General features: G+C 40.6%; 11 protein-coding genes. 7 read left to right on the top strand and 4 right to left on the bottom strand.

Annotated elements, in window-relative coordinates; genetic code table 11:
• Together ACM5QX_RS26125 and ACM5QX_RS26120 are read left to right on the top strand one after the other, a co-directional pair.
• A partial coding sequence (locus tag ACM5QX_RS26125; RefSeq protein WP_414756182.1) for an RNA-guided endonuclease InsQ/TnpB family protein occupies positions 1-1,012 on the top strand: 1,012 nt, incomplete at its 5' end.
• Between the two features lie 316 nt (positions 1,013-1,328).
• On the top strand, positions 1,329-1,814 hold the full coding sequence (locus ACM5QX_RS26120; protein WP_414756181.1) for a DUF4174 domain-containing protein: 486 nt from the start codon (positions 1,329-1,331) through the stop codon (positions 1,812-1,814).
• Positions 1,815-1,864: 50 nt separating this feature from the next.
• Here the strand turns inward: ACM5QX_RS26120 and ACM5QX_RS26115 are convergent, their stop codons facing one another.
• Positions 1,865-2,287 (bottom strand): hypothetical protein, encoded by a 423-nt coding sequence (locus ACM5QX_RS26115; protein ID WP_414756180.1) that lies wholly within the window; start codon positions 2,285-2,287, stop codon positions 1,865-1,867.
• A gap of 233 nt (positions 2,288-2,520) precedes the next feature.
• Here ACM5QX_RS26115 and ACM5QX_RS26110 point away from each other — a divergent pair, with 233 nt between their 5' ends.
• Positions 2,521-4,026: a bifunctional metallophosphatase/5'-nucleotidase gene (locus ACM5QX_RS26110; RefSeq protein WP_414756179.1), complete on the top strand. Its 1,506-nt coding sequence runs from the start codon at positions 2,521-2,523 to the stop codon at positions 4,024-4,026.
• Between the two features lie 237 nt (positions 4,027-4,263).
• On the opposite strand, the gene ACM5QX_RS26105 is transcribed toward ACM5QX_RS26110, so the two are convergent.
• The gene (locus ACM5QX_RS26105; protein WP_414756178.1) at positions 4,264-9,648 is read right to left on the bottom strand and encodes an AAA family ATPase; all 5,385 of its coding nucleotides are present in this window, start codon (positions 9,646-9,648) and stop codon (positions 4,264-4,266) included.
• Between the two features lie 886 nt (positions 9,649-10,534).
• Here ACM5QX_RS26105 and ACM5QX_RS26100 point away from each other — a divergent pair.
• Entirely contained in the window at positions 10,535-11,134 is a 600-nt protein-coding gene (locus tag ACM5QX_RS26100) for a GNAT family N-acetyltransferase (RefSeq protein ID WP_414756177.1), read from the top strand.
• Positions 11,135-11,439: 305 nt separating this feature from the next.
• Here ACM5QX_RS26100 and psb34 read toward each other — a convergent pair whose 3' ends face one another.
• Both psb34 and ACM5QX_RS26090 read right to left on the bottom strand, forming a co-directional pair.
• Positions 11,440-11,610 (bottom strand): photosystem II assembly protein Psb34, encoded by a 171-nt coding sequence (gene psb34 / locus ACM5QX_RS26095; RefSeq protein ID WP_011320684.1) that lies wholly within the window; start codon positions 11,608-11,610, stop codon positions 11,440-11,442.
• 248 nt (positions 11,611-11,858) lie between these two features.
• Positions 11,859-12,935 (bottom strand): alpha/beta hydrolase family protein, encoded by a 1,077-nt coding sequence (locus tag ACM5QX_RS26090; protein WP_414756176.1) that lies wholly within the window; start codon positions 12,933-12,935, stop codon positions 11,859-11,861.
• A 703-nt stretch (positions 12,936-13,638) separates the two neighbouring features.
• Between ACM5QX_RS26090 and ACM5QX_RS26085 the strand changes: the two genes are divergently transcribed.
• From ACM5QX_RS26085 to ACM5QX_RS26075, 3 genes are all read left to right on the top strand, one after another.
• Positions 13,639-14,415 (top strand): thioesterase II family protein, encoded by a 777-nt coding sequence (locus ACM5QX_RS26085; RefSeq protein WP_414756175.1) that lies wholly within the window; start codon positions 13,639-13,641, stop codon positions 14,413-14,415.
• Positions 14,416-14,601: 186 nt separating this feature from the next.
• Complete coding sequence (locus ACM5QX_RS26080) at positions 14,602-15,792, top strand: MFS transporter (protein ID WP_414756174.1); 1,191 nt, start codon at positions 14,602-14,604, stop codon at positions 15,790-15,792.
• A gap of 614 nt (positions 15,793-16,406) precedes the next feature.
• A complete protein-coding gene (locus tag ACM5QX_RS26075; RefSeq protein ID WP_414756173.1) occupies positions 16,407-18,110 on the top strand; it encodes an HAL/PAL/TAL family ammonia-lyase in 1,704 nt (567 codons plus the stop codon).
• Positions 18,111-18,300 lie beyond the last annotated feature (190 nt).

Below are 18,300 nucleotides of genomic sequence, written 5' to 3'. Positions count from 1 at the left end.
GTATGGACATTGCACAGTAGATGACCTCAATTCATCCCTCTATTATGCAACGCCGTACTTTGAAGTGTCGAAATGTGCGCCGCAGTATGCGTTGCGTAATCTGCGAACAGCTTGGGATAGATGCTTGAAAAAAGTGTCTGGGGTTCCCAAGTTTAAAAAGAAAGGGAAAAGTGACTCATTTGAGTTAGACGGGACAATCAAAATTTGTGGTACTTGCAAGATTCAGCTTCCCCGATTAGGTGTTCTCAAAACCTATGAGAACTTACCGCAGGTTCAGCCCAAATCTGTGACCATTAGCCGCAGTGCTGACCGTTGGTTTATCTCATTCAAGATTGAGGTAGAACCAAGTAATACGGTTAAAACAGTTGGCGTTGTAGGTGTTGACCTTGGTGTTAAATCCCTCGCCACCCTTTCAACGGGAGAAGTCTTTGAGGGGGCTAAACCTTATCGTAAGCTACAAGCAAGACTATCTAGACTACAGTGGTTAAACCGCCACAAACAAATTGATTCAGCTAACTGGAGAAAAGCTCAAATCAAGATTGCAAGACTACATCAGCGTATAGCCAACATCCGCAAAGATACGTTGCATAAACTTACTACCTATCTAGCTAAGAACCACAGCGTGATAGTAATTGAGGATTTAAACGTGTCTGGACTTATGGCTAATAAGAAGCTATCTAAGGTGATCGTTGATATGGGGTTTTATGAGTTTCGCCGCCAGTTGGAGTACAAAACCAAACTCTATGGTAGTGGCTTGTTGGTTGTAGATAGGTTTTACCCCAGCAGTAAAACTTGCTCTAATTGCGGAACAAAAAAAGAATTTCTCTTGCTTAAAGAGCGTGTTTTCAAGTGTGATCATTGTTCTTTTGAGTGCGACAGAGATTTTAACGCCAGTGTTAATCTGGCTAAGGCGGTGAGTCACACCGTGTCAGCTTGTGGATCGGGTGAAGCCGACTTCTCCGATATGAAGCAAGAAAATTTCAGTTTGTTAGTAAACGTTAGTAAATTATGAACGGTCGTTGCTACACACCGATTCACTGACGCGAGAAGGGGTGCAAGACCAAAACCCCTCTCCTTATCCTTAACAGGCACTCGCTTGTATTTTGCACAGATGGGCGATCGCTTCCCACTGCCAAGTTTCCTTTCTGCGACACGCTGCGCGATCGCTTGAATCTGATGCGCTCTTCGCCCACAATAAGCGTTAGCGGATCTGATCGTAGATATCGCTCTTGTGGGTAGGCATTACACTTATTCAATCATCAGATAGAGTCAGAGTAGGGAAACTAATGATACTTTGAAATGATGTAAAGTTCATCTCAACCCCCGAAGTGAATAACTCAGTATTAATTGCCCTGACCCTCACTGCGTCTATAGCTCTATCGCCAGTCAGCATTGCTGGTGTCCAAGGTTCAACCCAAACCATCAAAATGTCTTCATTTAACCTCAGTTCCCAACAATGGCAAAACCGTGTGCTATTAGTTTTTGCACCGTCTGTTGATAACCGTGATTACCAACAACAGATGCAGTTATTTGAACAGCACCAAAACGGTTTTACAGACCGGGATTTAGTTCTGGTTCAGGTTTTGGCAACAGATAAAAGCTATGCCAACGGACAGTTAATAAATGAATCTTCTGTGGTTAATTTGCGAGATCGCTTTGGAGTTGACAAAGATAATTTTCGCGTTATTTTGGTAGGCAAAGATGGCGGTGTTAAGAGCCATAACACCACACCAGTCCCAGCTACAGCAATTTTTGAGCAAATTGACGCTATGCCCATGCGCCAGCAAGAAATACAAGAGCGAAAAAGAAAGTAGCTATAAAATAAAATACAAACGAGTCAAAATTAGACCTCTTGAGCGATCGCCTAATTCAGCCAAAATCCACCTATTTTTCCATCTTTGAGGCTAAGTCTAGCTAAGACATCATCATTGCCATCTTTAAACGTCAGTTTCCATAAATAAACTTGATACCCTTGCTGCTTTAGGTTTCCCAAGAAAACTGCCGAATAACCTTTTTTGATACGAGGAGCCAATTGTCCACTAACTTGTGTAAATGTTTGCTTTGTAATACCTTCTTTGAAAGCAGCATTTCCTTGAGATATAAACTGAGTGTAGTTATTTTGTTCAACAGCATTTATCAGGCTTATAAAAGTTCTTTGCACAGACTGTTCTGGTTGATTACTTTTAGTTACTTTTACTTGCTCGTCCACAGCGTGCACATTTTTTACAGCTAAGGTCAAAGGTGACATGATAACAACTGCTGCAACTACCAATCCCATCTTATTCATGTACTTTATTGACCTCCTTGACGATTTATTTAGTTAAATATATTCGTGTTTGCACAAATAATAATAATTTAACCTACCTAAGCAGCACAGTTGAAGAAGCTTTAGCTACAAGCAGTCCAAGAGCAATCAGAAAAAGTTTAATAAGCTGTTCGGCACGCCATAAAACTAGACAATAGGAATTGCCTGTTCCTAGTACAATCAATTCCGTAGAGTACGAATGCTTAAAGCTAAATATGAAACTTATTTCTCAAGGATGCAGCGTAGTTATACAGGTCTTAGTAGCAGTAATTTTAGCTACTCCTGCACTTGCAGAAATCGTTAAGATTAACCTGCTGCAACTTAACGATATTTACGAAATTACTCCAGTGGAAGGAGGAACTCGTGGTGGTCTAGCGCGTGTAGCGACCATACGACAACAACTTTACAAAGCCAACCCCCGCACCTACACCGTATTAGCTGGAGATACCTTTAGCCCTTCAGCTTTAGGAACTGCCAAAATTAACGGTACACCTCTAGCTGGTCAGCAAATGGTAGCTGTGATGAACGCTTTGGGATTAAATTATGCGACTTTTGGCAATCACGAATTTGACTTACCAGAAAAACTCTTCTATCAAAGATTGGAAGAATCACAATTTCGTTGGGTTTCCAGTAATGTATCTGATAGTACAGGGCAACCATTCAAAGGTGTTCCTCGGTCAATAGTATTTAATGTCAAAGGCGATCGCGGTGCAGTGGTTAGGGTAGGCTTGATTGGTGTCACCCTCGATAGTAATAAGCCTAAATACGTTAGTTACACCGACCCCATTACCACAGCCAAACAGCAGGTTAGTACGCTCAAAGGTAAAGTTGATATTATCATTGCGATTACCCATCAATCCATTGAAGATGACCGCAAACTAGCTGAAACTGTACCAGAAATAGATATTATTCTTGGTGGTCACGAGCATGAAAACACCCAGCAATGGCGCGGTCAGGACTTTACTCCAATTTTTAAAGCAGATGCTAATGCGCGTACAGTTTATGTTCACCAATTGAATTACGATACTATCAACAGAAGTCTTATAATTAACTCCCGATTAGTACCGATTACTGATAAGATTCCTGACGAACCAAGAACTGCAAAGATAGTCGAGGAATGGGTAGAACGAGGTTATCAGGCATTTCGCGCCAATGGTTTTGAACCAAATCAAGTAATTGCGAAATTATCCTTTGCTTTAGATGGTTTGGAATCTAGCGTCCGTAACAAATCTACCAAACTGACAGAGTTAGTTGCCCTGGCAATGTTGCAAGAAGTACCAGACGCAGATTTAGCTGTATTTAATGGCGGTTCAATTCGGATTGATGATATCCTTCCACCAGGAGCAATTACCCAATATGATGTAATTCGGATACTGCCTTTTGGCGGTAAAGTTGTGGCAGTAGAGATAAGTGGTGCGCTGTTGCAAAGGGTATTGGATCAGGGGCAAGCTAATAAAGGCACTGGGGGTTATCTACAAACAGCCAAAGTTAGTCAACAAGCAAATTCAAGAAGTTGGTTGATTCAAGGTCAACCTCTTGACCCTAACCGTACCTACAAAATCGCCATCAGTGACTTTTTAATCAGTGGTAAAGAAAAAGGATTAGACTTCTTAAATCTTCAACAATCGGGGATTAAACTGATTGCCGAAAAACGGGATATTCGTTTTGTGGTGATTGACCAGTTAAAGCGCCAAGCTACTGCTAGTCAGATTTTGAAATGAAACCAAATTATTCATAATTTTCTCATAGCACATAAATACTATAAATGGCTAACTCTATTACTTGTGTAAGAGCCAATATCGAGTATAGTGGCTACGCCATTTGTTGAAAGCGATGTCCACTGCACCCGGAGCAAACCAGCAACAAGTAAACGCTACTCCCAAGTATGAGTTAATTACGGGAGTAGTAGAACGCCTGACTTATTACAGTGATCAGGTTATGGAGTTTTCAGCCTCTATTTACACTGGAATTTGTACTGTAAACTCAGTTCCTTGACCTAGCTCAGACCATACATTTAAGCTACCACCATGTTTTTCTACCACAATTTGGCGGGCGATCGCCAATCCTAATCCCGTACCTTTCCCCACAGCTTTGGTAGTAAATAAATGGTCAAATATTTTCTCTTGTAGCTCTTGTGTGATACCTTTGCCATTATCACGAATACGGATATACACCTGGTTTGATATAACTTCAGTGCGAATGGTAATTTTTTGGGGATTGGCTTCCAGTTCTTTGAATAATCGAGTTTGCGCCATTTCGTCAAACATATCAATGGCATTCGCCAAGATATTCATAAATACTTGGTTTAACTGTCCAGGGAAGCATTTGATTGTGGGTAAATCGCCCAAGTCTTGTATGACTTGAATCGCTGGGCGATGTTCGTTAGCTTTGAGGCGATATTTCAAAATTAACAACGTGCTATCAAGTCCTTCATGAAGATTGGCACTGATTTTGTATTCGGTATCAGCACGGGAGAAGGTACGGAGACTATTACTGATACTGTTGATGCGATTCGTTGCTCCTTCCATCGAATCGAGTAACTTTGGTAAATCTTCCGAGAGAAATTCCCAGTCGATATCTTTGGCATTGTCTTGAATTGCCTCAACTGGGTTGGGATAGTGCTGTTGATAAAGAGCTAAATGTCCCAGTAAATCTTGCACATATTCTTTGCCGTTTTTGATACTGCCATTGAGGAAACCAATGGGGTTGTTGATTTCATGGGCAACCCCAGCTACTAGATTTCCCAGGGATGCCATTTTTTCGCTTTGTATCATTTGCAACTGGGATTGCTCAAGTTGTCGGGCGTAGGTTTGTGCCTGTTGATAAAGGCGGGCATTTTCTAGGGAAATGGCAGCTTGGATGCAGAGGAAGTTAAGAATTAGGAGGCGATCGCTGGTGAAAACACCTCTGGTAAGGCGATTTTTCAGGTATAAAATCCCAATCAGATGACCTTGATTCAGCAGTGGTAGACACAGAATACTCTTTGGTTGGCGTTGCCTGAGGTAGTCATCAATTACGGGTAAATCGGTTTTTAGTTCATCAATCACCACAGTTTCTTGATTATTTTTAACATACTGAATTAATTTGACCGGAATATTGGGATTATTGGTGAAAGGTTCGGCGGTTAGTTGTACATCATCAAGTGTGGCGATCGCCCTTACTTGCCATTCTCCGGTTTCATTGGGAAACAACAGCGCACAGCGATCGCCTCCTGAGTTGTGCAAAATAATTTGGGTGAGTTTTTGTAGTAGCTGATCCAGTTGAATGGTTCTAGAGAGGACTTGAGAAGCTTTGAGGATAGCCGCAAAATCGAGAACTTGATTAACGCCAGTACTACTAGAAGTGTGATGAGTGTCATAATGAACTGATACCGCAGGTGCAGCAATCGTCATTAGTGTGGTCAACGCATCAGTCGAAGCCATTATTTGTTGCAGAATGGGGCGCAGCAATTCAGGATAGCGGGTTTCCAAGTCGGTAACTTTGGCTTTAGCACCCCAGCGACTGTAACAATAGTAAGCTTCTTGTATATAGCCTGCGGCAAATTTATCTTTACCCCAATTGAGATAAAATTCGGCAGCTAGTTCGTTGGCAAGGGCTTCGTCTTGGATGAATCTGTTGGCTTTTGCCCCCGCAATGGCGCAATCAAAAAATTCTATCGCCTCCGCTTGTTTACCCAACCTCTGGAAACGCACTGCTTCTACCAAGTGATATTTGTGTTGATAATTCATTGGAGCAGCTTTCACGTAAACCAAGAGGTGTTTCTGGTTAGAATCAACTTTCCTTAAAACCTCCTCCTGAGATGAAGGCTGAAAATTGAAATATAATTTTAACCTAGTTAATGAATCGTAGTAGTAGTAAGCTGGTGCCGATGGCATACTAATACCAGCCTTGAGATATTGAAGTCCTCGATCTGCTATCTGAATCGCAGTTGCAAAACAACTAAATGAATAACTAAGTATTAATTTACTCAAGTAAAATAGATGCAGAGCTAGCTCATCATTTTCTTGAATTAGAGTAGATAATTTTTCATTCTCAGCATCAATAGACCCTAGACAGTCTGGATTGTCACTTAACTCAATAAAATTATGAATAGATGAACTAATAATATGCACCCAAGTCAGAAAATGTTCACTCGTTGCGAATTTCGATTGGTAAATTTCAACCTCTTCTAATAACTCTGGTAAAGGTTTGTCTCCACTCAAATATGAGTAGAACAATCTAAATGAAGTCGAAACAAGTGCGTGAACAGAATCGCCTGTTTCTATAGCAACTTGATAGGATTTATTTAATAAAAAAATTGCGTTCCGTATATCTTGTTGATTAGATTGATTAAATGCGGCAACTTTAAACATAACGATGCTTTGAACATAACTTTCATTAAATTTCTCCATTAACTGGAGTGCAAGTTGTCCAAAACGATAACCTAATTCTATTTCATTCAACACAGAGCTAACAATAATACTAAAATCTGCATATCCTGGTGCTGAGAAAAGCGAGTTCCCGTATTGCAGGGATAGATTAACCTCTTCGCAGGCAACAACTGGAAATAAAAGGGGATTAGCCTGATGAATCGAAGGGACTAAACTCGTCATGATGCGCGCTGCCGCCGTAGCAGTGGCATCCTGGGTAATGGGTAAATTGATTAAATCCTCCAGGGAGTAGTTTGATAGCTTAGTTAGTGTGTGTTGTACCTGTCGTTGGATATCTGAAAGTGTTATAGATTCTGGTAGGATAACTCCTAGCTTTTGCAGGATTTCCCGTCCAATTTTTATCGCTTGAAGCTGCTGATTTTGTACTTGATAAGCTTGAAGTTTTATTTCATAAACTTTGACTTGTTCCAACAGGTCATTTGTGTTTTTTAGAACTATTTGAATTAAGGTATCCATCTGCTTAAAATCACAGCTAAGCAATGCCACTTCTGCTGCTGATTCATATATACGAAGTGTCAAATTATAATTTTTATCCCAGCTATCCGTCGGCAGAAATTGCATTCCCTTGTCGAAATAATGTAAGGCTGCATTATATGCAGTAGAATCTTTAGCCTTATAACCTGCTTGTAAATTTAGTTGAGCATATTGATAACGTTGTTCCAACTCTGTAATCATGGAAATGCCACAATTTAACTGATGAACAATTGCAAATAAATGACTATCTTGGAAAGAGGGATTACTATTTTCTAATAGCAATTTTCCAATAGTGAGGTGTGTCACCTGTTTTTGGTCATCAAGAATCAGAGAATAAGCAGCTTGTTGGACGCGATCATGCAGAAAACGATAATTGAGGGTTTCCTGTGGGGTGTGCTGTATTGCTTGCGATTCTCCCAAATAGAATTTGTACAAATCGCTTTGTGGCAAAATCAACCCTTCCTGTAACGCTTTCCAAAGTATCGTTGCCACTTCTGTTTGAGATTGCTGCGAAACGATCGCTAGTGTGGTTAAATCGAACTGTGCGCCAATACAAGCCGCAAGTTTTAAAATCTCTTGCGTTGCTTCTGGCATTTTTTGCAATTGCTGCACCATTAATTCCAGCACATCATCGGTCAAAGCCACATCTTGCACTTGCACAATATCACACTGCCAATGTCCTGCATTCGAGTCAAAGGTAATTAACTGGTCTTGATGTAATGCCTTGAGAAACTGGGTAGCAAAGAAAGGATTACCCAGGGTTTTCTGCATTACCAGTTTTGTCAGAGGTTGTACCACGGGTGCATGAGTATGAAGGGTATCTGCAATCAGGTGATTGAGACTTGTAAAACTTAGGGGTTGCAAAGTGATGGTGTGGATTTTTGCCCCAGCTTTTTCCATACCATTGAGGGTCAACATTAATGGGTGAGCAGCAAAGACCTCATTATCCCGATACGCCCCTAATAGTAATAAACAGCCCGTTTGAGACTCAGACATTAACACCTGAATCAAATTCAGCGAAGCCGAATCTGCCCACTGTAAATCATCCACAAACATTACCAACGGGTGTGCAGGGGTGGTAAAAACTTGAATGAACCTTTGAAACAACAAATTAAACCGATTTTGGGCTGCGGTTCCTGATAATTCGCGTGTTGGGGGTTGCACCCCAATAATCCGCTCCAGTTCAGGAATCAGTTCAACAATCACTTGGGCATTTTCTCCCAATGTTGAGAGAATCTGAGTTTTCCAGTGTTGCAATTGGGTATCGCTTTCACTCAAAAGTTGCCCAACTAAGTCTCGAAAGCCTTGCACAAAGGCAGAGAAGGGAATATTGCGATTAAATTGATCAAACTTGCCTTTGATGAAGTAACCTCGTTGCTTGACAATAGGCTTATGTACTTCATTGACAACGGCTGTTTTACCAATGCCCGAAAAACCAGCCACCAGCATCATTTCTGATGACCCTTGGGCAACCCGCTCAAAAGCATCTAGCAGGGTTTGGACTTCAGTTTCCCTACCGTAGAGTTTTTCAGGAATGAGAAAGCGATCGCATAAATCCTTCTGTCCCAACTCAAATTCCGCAATTGACCCTGTTTGTTTCCATTGACTCCAACATTCATCTAAATCATGCTTGAGTCCCAAGGCACTTTGATAGCGGTCTTCGGCATTTTTGGCCATGAGTTTGGTGACAATTGCCCCCAAGGTTGGCGGCACATCGGTATTTACTAGATGGACAGGTGTGGCAATCTTAGCGATGTGACAATGCACCAATTCTAAGGGGTCGTCCGTAAGGAAGGGTAAGCGACCTGTTAGCAATTGATACAGAGTAACACCAAGGGCATAAAAATCACTGCGATAATCGATACCGCGATTCATTCTTCCCGTTTGTTCAGGGGAAAGATAAGCTAAAGTACCTTCCAGGGTGTTGGGGTTTTGGATTTCCTGGGTTTCTTTGGGCAATACCGAAGCAATGCTAAAGTCTATCAGTTTAACTTGCTGGGATTCTGGATGAATGAGGATGTTGGCAGGTTTAATGTCTTTGTGGATAACTCGATGTTGTTGTAGTTCGTGGAGAATATCTGCCAGTTGGATGGCAACTACCAAAATGTCTCCTAAGTCTAAGGGCTGTTGCTGGATATATGTTTCCAGGGAGATACCCCCCCAGTCTGCCATGACTAAGGCATAGCCATTACCAAATTGTTCTAGACTCAGGGGTGGGATAATGCCAGTAATGGGCAGATTTTTGGCGATCGCATACTGATTGCGAAACTGTACCAATTCCCCAAATGTGGCATACTCTCGTTGCAGCACCTTAATGACAACAGGTAATTTTTGACTATCTTGTATCGCTAGATACACAGCAGTACGTGAACCCCGGTAAATTTGTTCAGTGATGGTGTAGCCAGAAATTTCCGGGAATTGAGGTACTGTAGATGTCATAACCTGGAAGACTGATAATTGTTTTAGAAGATTATTACTGTTATTAAAATGCCCAAGAATATCAGTAATCTAACAATCTTGGTTCTACTATACTTTTACCCCAAAAATATCCAAACCATAAACCATAACTTGAGAAAAATGTGACTTAACTCACTACACATTTGCTCATGGCTAAATCTTGAAAAATAAAAAATAGAGTTACTTACTACTTTGAGATGTAACTAAAAGGCGATTTTTCCATTGAGCAAAAAGCTCTCCTCTTCCAAATAAACGATTATTAGCTTTACTAATCAAAAATAAAGCACCCTAGCCCCAAGTAAATCTTAAGTAGGGTGTGTTACGGCTATGAAAGGATTTGGGACGCAAAGACAAGAAAATTTAGCCGTAACGCACCGCCTCACGGATGGTGCGTTAGGCGCGAGGATATTTATTTTGTGACCAATCATCTGGGAAATCATCGCCTAACACACCCTACAGTAATTTTATTTTTTCTTTATAAATAACCTCTAATCAAAAATAAAGCACTCTAGCCCCAAGCCGGAAGAAGCCAATAGTGCGAGAGCTAAATTACTTATTAATTTAGTGAAGAGAGTTTAGTTTAACTTTATTATCTTCAATTACCGATTCCAATTTCTTAGGATTTTGTATAATCCCTAAACCATATAAAGTTTAATACTTTTAATTCAAACGGGGTCAATCTCTATTGAATAGGGATTGGCGTTTTATAAATAGCAAGTTGGCTCAACGATCAAGCTTTACTCCTGTACTTCTCTAAGTTTTCGACCAGAATATCACTTGAAATCCAATACTACGAATGTTTACACATACGCACCGTATAGACGGCTATTTCTTAAACTGAGACTTAACCTTGGGGTGAAAGGTTCTTTTGAGTCACAGACCCCAACGGTGTCGTGATTCAACTCGTCCAGTGGATTACCGAAAATATCTGAGAAACCCCATGAATTATACTCCACCATCTTCGATAAGGATCACCCTCCGCTCTGCTACCTTCACAGATTTGGAGCTGCTACGACATTGGGATGAACAACCTCATGTAGTTGACTCAGATCCTAACGATGACTGGGGCTGGGAGGTAGAACTTGACCGCGCCCCCGAATGGCGGGAGCAATTGATTGCTGAAATTGATGGTCGCCCCATCGGATTTATCGAGATCATCGATCCGCTACGTGATGATAGTCACTACTGGGGTGATGTTCCGGCGAATCTTCGCGCTATTGATATTTGGATTGGGGAAGAGACTGATTTGGGTCAAGGCTATGGAACCCAAATGATGCAGCTTGCACTTGCTCGATGTTTTGCTGACCCGCTTGTGACGGATGTTCTCGTTGATCCACTTGCCAGCAATACCCGCGTTCACCCCTTTTATGAACGTCTTGGTTTTCGATTTGTTGAGTCTCGACGATTTGGTGACGATGATTGCTTCGTCTATCGCATGAACCGAGCAGATTGGCATCTGGAAACTTAAATGTCCTTATACCAATTACTTTATGAAGTTGCGTCAAATAAACGATGTAGAGACGTTGCATGCAACGTCTCTACAGTACAAAATAAAGCACCTTCTAAAAGTTCTTTTCGGATTGACTCATCTTGAATTTTGGCGATCGCTTTGGCTTTACTTGTCTCTAGTTTTCCCTGACGTAGTACCTCTAAAAGTCAGTGGGTAAATTGAGCAGTGGCAGACGATAGCAAAAAACCCCAGCGAAACTAACCGGGGTTGATAGGAGAAGTACGAATGACGATGAGATACAGCGATACCGAAATCTAAAAGTTTTAGCTAACGCTTAAAGCTACCAAAACTAGAGTAGTGACAATTAAAGTAGCGAACACACTCTGTATAACGTATTTGCGCTGTTCCCAAATTGCGGGGTACTCAGCATAGTACATCTGGGGTTCAGTTGCATAGTTATTGAGAACGCCGTCTTCATTAATGGTGGTATACATAATCTTTTCCTGTATTTGTTACTTTATGTAAACTAATTTAACAATATTGTTACAAAATGTCAATCTAACTTGACAAAAAATAGTGGATGACTGTAATCAGAACCACTTATCTGGGGAATTTTCTTACAGGATAATGATTGAGCGAAGCAGTGGAGGCGATCGCCAGTTGCTAAGGCGAGTATTTCATCAGTTCAAACGAAAAACCCTCGCTGGGTAGCTGAGGGTGGATAACAAATTTATCACTGTGCTTATTTTGTAATTAACTTCTGCTTCTGCCTTAGCAGTGAACTTGCACCTATTACCCCTAATCCCAGCAAGCTAACAACAGAAGTGTATTCAGGTATAGGTTTTGTAACGCTCTCCACATTGACATTTGGATCTAACGCATCACCTGAGTTGAATACATAATCAAATGCTCCTTTGTCGTTGAGTACAGTTCCGCGTAAAAAAAGCGCACTCCAACGGGCAATAGTTTCAATTGCCACATTTTGCTCTAGCGTTGGTCTGATAGGCTCACGTATGAGATTATCTTCATTGGTAATGCCGTAATGATTAGCACCAGGAATGGTGATAAACGCCTTGGGAGGGTCTTGAATCCTTGCGTATGTTTCTTGAGCATTAGCGGGAGTTGCCACACCATCTAGATTACCCTGCACTAGAGCAATAGGTATGTCATCATTGTCAATTATTGGAAACCCACCACTACTTTGGCCGATCCGGAAGTTAGTACCATAAAACACCCCAGCCTTCAATTCATCAGGTCGATTAAAATCTTCCGTACATAAAACGGCAAAACAGTCACCCTGAATCGCAGCAATTCCTACTGCTCCTCCAAATGAGTGCCCAAGCAAGACTAGGGTACTGGGGTCGAGTAGATTAGCAACAGGTGATACTCCCTGAGATTTCTCACTCTGCATATAAGTTAGAACATCATTTACCTGCTGCTGTTCAGCGATCAATCCTGTAACCGCACCCATTGGACTGATTGCAGTTCTGATGTGATTAGGTACGACTACTACAAACCCATAACGCGCTACGGTATTGGCAAAGTTTGAGTAATCAGATTTATCAACAAGCGCTCCTTGCAAGAACAAAGCAATGGGCAGTGAACTCTTATCAGTATTGGAAACAACTGGGTAGTAAATATCCGTAGCATCTACACCACCATCACTTCTAGGAATCGTGGTAACGTAGTGAGCCGCGCTATCGAAAATAGGAGCAGGGTTGAATGTAGCGGCCGCAGCACTTCGCTCTACTCCTAGAGTTATCATCAATGCCCCAACTATAGCCGTTGATGATTGCTTCTTTGAGGAGAGAAAATTCATGGCTTTATACCTCGTTATATTGCCAACTCGGCATGAGTAAATCTCTTTGCTTGCCAGCCACTAAAAATCATAGTTTTCTGGGTATTCTGGGCAAAGTTTGCCAAGTCTCGTCTTGAACGAGGTTATCATCACATATTCTTTATATGAATACTAGTGTTTCAAGTAATCTTGGCTGGATTTCTGTCCCAATGATGCACCTGTAGGGTGTACACTCTAGATTTTGAGCGTGTAAGTTTTGCTCCAGAGCGATCGCTTTCTGTCTAAGCAGGTGTTTTCCCTCACAACTTCGGTAACACTGTACCCGTACCTGCGTCGTTTTTTGGTGAAGTGGCAGCTAAAAATGCCTTCTCTTCCCGTGTAATACAAAATTTGCTGGAGATTTTGGTGTTTTGCATAAATAACCCAGAGAAGAGCGATAAGTACTATAAGAGCAAACAAAAAATTAACTCTTAAGTTTTAAGAACTTATCAAACTGACGGGAAGAATCAAAGATGATTGGCAATTTCTCATGTATTAAAATTTTATGCTTTTACTATTGAGTTATCTCTATTTAATAGCACTTCTTACTCATATTAATTAACCGTGTATATGTGCAGAAATAATATTTACCTTTAATGGCTAATATGAACAGAGTTACCACAGCCTGATAAAGAAACAGGGTTAGGCTTCATAACAAAAATTTTCAGATTACACACATAATTTTATGACAGCAAGACTAATAGTTGATCCTTGGATTAGCTGCCCTCAGCCTAATCCCAAGGCCCAACTTCGCTTATTCTGTTTCCCATGTGCAGGGGGTACAACTTCAACATATAGTACCTGGACAAACAAATTACCAAAGGACGTAGAGGTTCACTTAGTTCAACTTCCTGGAAGAGGACGGCGATTGCAAGAACCCTCATATACCAATTTTTTACCTCTTGTTCAAACTTTGGCATCAAAAATTAGACCGTATCTGAATATGCCATTTGCTTTTTTTGGCCATAGCATGGGTGCAACACTTAGCTTTGAGATAGCGCGTCTACTCCGTCAAGAATATAATCTTCGCCCTGTTCATTTATTTGCTGCTTGTTGTCCTGCTCCTCAAAAACCAATACTCAAACCGTTTATTCACAAAATGCCTGAGACTGAATTCCTGGCGGAACTTTGCGATCGTTACAATGCAATTCCCAATGCAATTTTGCAGAATGAACAAATGTTGCAACTTTTCTTGCCTTGTCTGCGAGCGGATTTTACGATACTAGAAACATACATTTACAAAAGTGAAATCCCCCTAGAATGCCCAATCTCTGTATTTGGAGGTTTGCAGGATAAAGCAATTAAGGTTGATGCTTTAGAAGCTTGGCGTGAGCAGACTAGTAGTTACTTCAACCTGCAAATGTTTCCTGGAGATCATTTCTTTTTGCATAATTCACAATCACTCTTTTTGCAGTCATTATCCCAACATTTAGATTACCTTTTGGCTAGCAATAATAATTAAGTATTGTATGCAAGAAAATATATTTTGCGAAGTAGGTAAATCTATTTTAATAAAGTGTAAAAAGTAATTTTATTGCAAAAATAGCTATTTAAATTTTGCGTAGAAATTTTGCGATAACAAGATTGCTTGCATCGTATTTATACCATGCACTAAAACCACGTAATTTATCAATTATCCTCAGGTTTTATGACAGAATTGACTTCAACGAAATCAAATTCCCCTTTTTCTACTGGATTACCAGCTTTGTATAGCATAGCTTTTTTGTCTGGTATTTCTATAGGGCTATTTAATCCCTTTATCTCAACATTAATGGCGCAACATCAAGTTGATGATTTATGGATAGGAGCAAATTCTACGGTGTATTTTCTAGTCATAGCTTTGGGAACACCGTTAGTAGTCAAAGTATTACCCAAGTTAGGGCTTCGTAAAACGATGATGCTTGGCTTGACAATGATGGGTGTTAGCGCTCCTTTGTTTACCATGACTACATCAATGCCTTTGTGGTTCATGATACGTGCTGTTATGGGCATTGCTTGTTGTTTATATTTAGTCAGTGGAAACACTGCATTGAATCATTTTTGTCATGAAGGTAATCGAGCGATAGTTAACGGTTTGAATGCTCTGGCTTTTACTTTTGGATTTGGTATTGGCCCTGTAATTGGTTCTGCTTTTTATAATGTTTCACCAAAACTTTCATTTTTGTTGGGTAGTGCTTTAATTTTTAGCGGTGTAATTGTAGTTTGGATAGCTCTACCAGACAAGGCAGTTGTTTTTCAACAATCTTCACGTTCCGGAATTTTCAAAAAGCTGAAACTTCCCCTTCAGGGTGCATTTGCCTATGGTTTTGCCGAATCAACGCTAGTTTCCTTATATCCGGTTTATCTGCTACGACAAAATTATAATATAGAGCAGATTGGCTATACCTTCGCTGTATTTGTAGTTGGCGGTTTGCTCTCTACTGTTCCCGTTACTCACATAGCAGACAAATTCGGCAGACTCAAAGTTCTGTTTATGAGTGTGTTTATCGTCATATTGTCGTTTTTATCTCTTTCCTTGATTCAAAACTCTACAGCTACCCAGATATTTGCATTTATTGCTGGAGCTAGTATTAGTCCAATTTTTCCCTTAGCAATGGCATTGATTGGTGCAAAACTCTCTAGAAATGAACTATCTTCTGGCAGTGCTTTGTTCACGGCTATATATAGTTTCGGATGTACTGCTGGGCCGATCGCTTCATCTTTAGCTATCAAAGTTTTTGGTGATAGTTATATATTTAGTTTGACAATAATTATCTTTGCCATATTTTTGCTTTACCTGAGTATACCAAATAAAAATTTTCGTACCTATTTACTTAATGTGGCACGAAAAATACATTGAAGAAGTAGGTTATTGCGGGAGAGGGAGGGACTTTTTCGTCGGGGATTCTCCCGGATTTCTCACAAGTGAGAAATCCGGGATTAGTCTTGTAGAGACGGAAATAGGCAAAACAGATTCCACATAAGGACTAGAGTGTGTTTTAAAAATTCCATGCTTGGGAGCAAAACATTTTAGATCCCCCTAAATCCCCCTTAAAAAGGGGGACTTTCATTCATTCCCCCCCTTTTTCAAGGACAATCACTTTTCAAACAACCTCTTAGGGAACACCAAAAAATAAATTCCAATTTAGGGAATATTTGCATAAATCTTTTACCTACTCCAGATAAATATATAACAGTTCAATTAAAGAACAAACGATTACAAGCTTCATTCTCTCATCAATATATGAGCAAATGAATTGAAACAAATGGCTGTTCTTTTGGTTAATTCTTCTATAAAGTTCTCCAAAAAATATTCTCAAAAGTTTCAATTATGGAGAATAGCTGCTTCGTTAAAACACTGATACCAGCTAAATATCAAGTTGTATTTGCTGAAATATGATCTCAAATATTATCAGCAACAAACAAAAGTTAAGTTAATTGCAATACCTACTACAAGTTAGACACAATCCCTGTATGAAGACACTATCTCAAGCACAAAGCAAAACCTCATCTCAACAATTTTCTTTTACTGGAAATTCTTCTGCCAATGTAATTATTGGTAATCAGAAACTCACAATCAATGATGTTGCAAGGGTAGCGCGTAATGGCACCTTAGTGTCTTTAACCAATAACACTGATATTTTGCAGGGTATTCAGGCATCTTGTGATTACATTAATAATGCTGTTGAATCTGGGGAACCAATTTATGGAGTGACATCTGGTTTTGGCGGTATGGCCAATGTTGCCATATCCCGTGAACAAGCATCTGAACTCCAAACCAACTTAGTTTGGTTCCTAAAAACAGGTGCAGGTAACAAATTACCCTTGGCGGATGTGCGCGCAGCTATGCTCTTGCGTGCAAATTCTCATATGCACGGTGCATCTGGCATCAGATTAGAACTTATCAAGCGTATGGAGATTTTCCTTAACGCTGGTGTTACGCCATATGTGTATGAGTTTGGTTCAATTGGTGCCAGTGGTGATTTAGTGCCACTATCCTACATTACTGGTTCACTTATAGGCTTAGATCCCAGCTTTAAGGTTGACTTTAACGGTAAAGAAATGGATGCGCCAACAGCCTTACGTCAACTGAATTTGTCACCCTTGACATTGTTGCCGAAGGAAGGCTTGGCGATGATGAACGGCACTTCAGTCATGACGGGTATTGCGGCAAACTGCGTCTACGATACTCAAATTTTAACTGCGATCGCTATGGGCGTTCACGCTCTAGATATCCAAGCTTTAAACGGAACCAATCAATCATTCCATCCATTTATCCATAATTCCAAACCACATCCTGGTCAATTATGGGCAGCAGATCAAATGATTTCTTTGTTAGCCAATTCCCAGTTAGTTCGTGATGAGTTAGATGGTAAACACGATTATCGTGATCACGAATTGATTCAAGATCGTTACTCCCTGAGATGTCTTCCCCAGTATTTAGGACCAATCGTTGATGGAATTTCCCAGATTGCCCAACAAATTGAAATCGAAATCAACTCAGTCACCGATAACCCACTAATTGATGTTGATAACCAAGCTAGCTATCATGGAGGCAATTTCCTCGGACAGTACGTGGGTATGGGAATGGATCACTTGCGTTACTATATTGGGTTATTGGCTAAACACCTAGATGTGCAGATTGCCCTCCTCGCCTCACCAGAGTTTAGCAATGGACTACCAGCATCTTTATTAGGCAACCGAGAACGTAAAGTCAATATGGGACTTAAAGGTTTGCAGATATGCGGTAACTCAATTATGCCACTGTTGACCTTCTATGGAAATTCTATCGCCGATCGCTTTCCTACCCATGCGGAACAATTTAATCAGAACATCAACAGTCAAGGATACACTTCAGCGACTCTAGCCCGTCGTTCTGTGGATATCTTCCAGAATTATATGGCGATCGCTCTGATGTTTGGAGTCCAAGCTGTTGACCTCCGCACATATAAAAAGACTGGTCATTATGATGCACGCGCCTGTCTATCGCCTGCAACTGAGCGTTTGTATTCAGCAGTCCGCCACGTAGTTGGACAAAAGCCAACTTCAGATCGCCCATATATTTGGAATGATAATGAGCAAGGTCTGGATGAGCATATTGCCCGGATTTCTGCTGATATCGCGGCTGGTGGTGTGATTGTGCAAGCAGTTCAAGATATCTTACCGTGCTTGCATTAAGAGTCAATAGTCAATAGTCAATAGTCAGCAGTCAATTGAACTGTTGACTGTTTACTAATTTTATTGCGCTTTGCGTGTCAGTTGTTAGTTGTCAGTTGTCAGTTGTTGAAAGGATCTGGTCTAATACCCCAACCCGCACATGGCGTGGTTTTTACATATCTTTGCCACTGACTACTGACCACTGACAAAA

Origin of the sequence: Anabaena sp. CCY 9910, assembly GCF_963920875.1 — a bacterium.
GTDB lineage: Bacteria > Cyanobacteriota > Cyanobacteriia > Cyanobacteriales > Nostocaceae > Trichormus > Trichormus variabilis.
Note: the sequence above shows the minus strand (reverse complement) of the source record. Positions and strands in the feature narration are given on the sequence as shown.

Excerpts from the sequence above, each read along its gene's own strand:
- ACM5QX_RS26080 (WP_414756174.1), top strand. The coding sequence starts at position 14,602 with ATGACAGAATTGACTTCAACGAAATCAAATTCCCCTTTTTCTACTGGA.
- ACM5QX_RS26090 (WP_414756176.1), bottom strand. The coding sequence starts at position 12,935 with ATGAATTTTCTCTCCTCAAAGAAGCAATCATCAACGGCTATAGTTGGG.
- psb34 (WP_011320684.1), bottom strand. The coding sequence starts at position 11,610 with ATGTATACCACCATTAATGAAGACGGCGTTCTCAATAACTATGCAACT.
- ACM5QX_RS26110 (WP_414756179.1), top strand. The coding sequence starts at position 2,521 with ATGAAACTTATTTCTCAAGGATGCAGCGTAGTTATACAGGTCTTAGTA.
- ACM5QX_RS26115 (WP_414756180.1), bottom strand. The coding sequence starts at position 2,287 with ATGAATAAGATGGGATTGGTAGTTGCAGCAGTTGTTATCATGTCACCT.
- ACM5QX_RS26105 (WP_414756178.1), bottom strand. The coding sequence starts at position 9,648 with ATGACATCTACAGTACCTCAATTCCCGGAAATTTCTGGCTACACCATC.
- ACM5QX_RS26075 (WP_414756173.1), top strand. The coding sequence starts at position 16,407 with ATGAAGACACTATCTCAAGCACAAAGCAAAACCTCATCTCAACAATTT.
- ACM5QX_RS26085 (WP_414756175.1), top strand. The coding sequence starts at position 13,639 with ATGACAGCAAGACTAATAGTTGATCCTTGGATTAGCTGCCCTCAGCCT.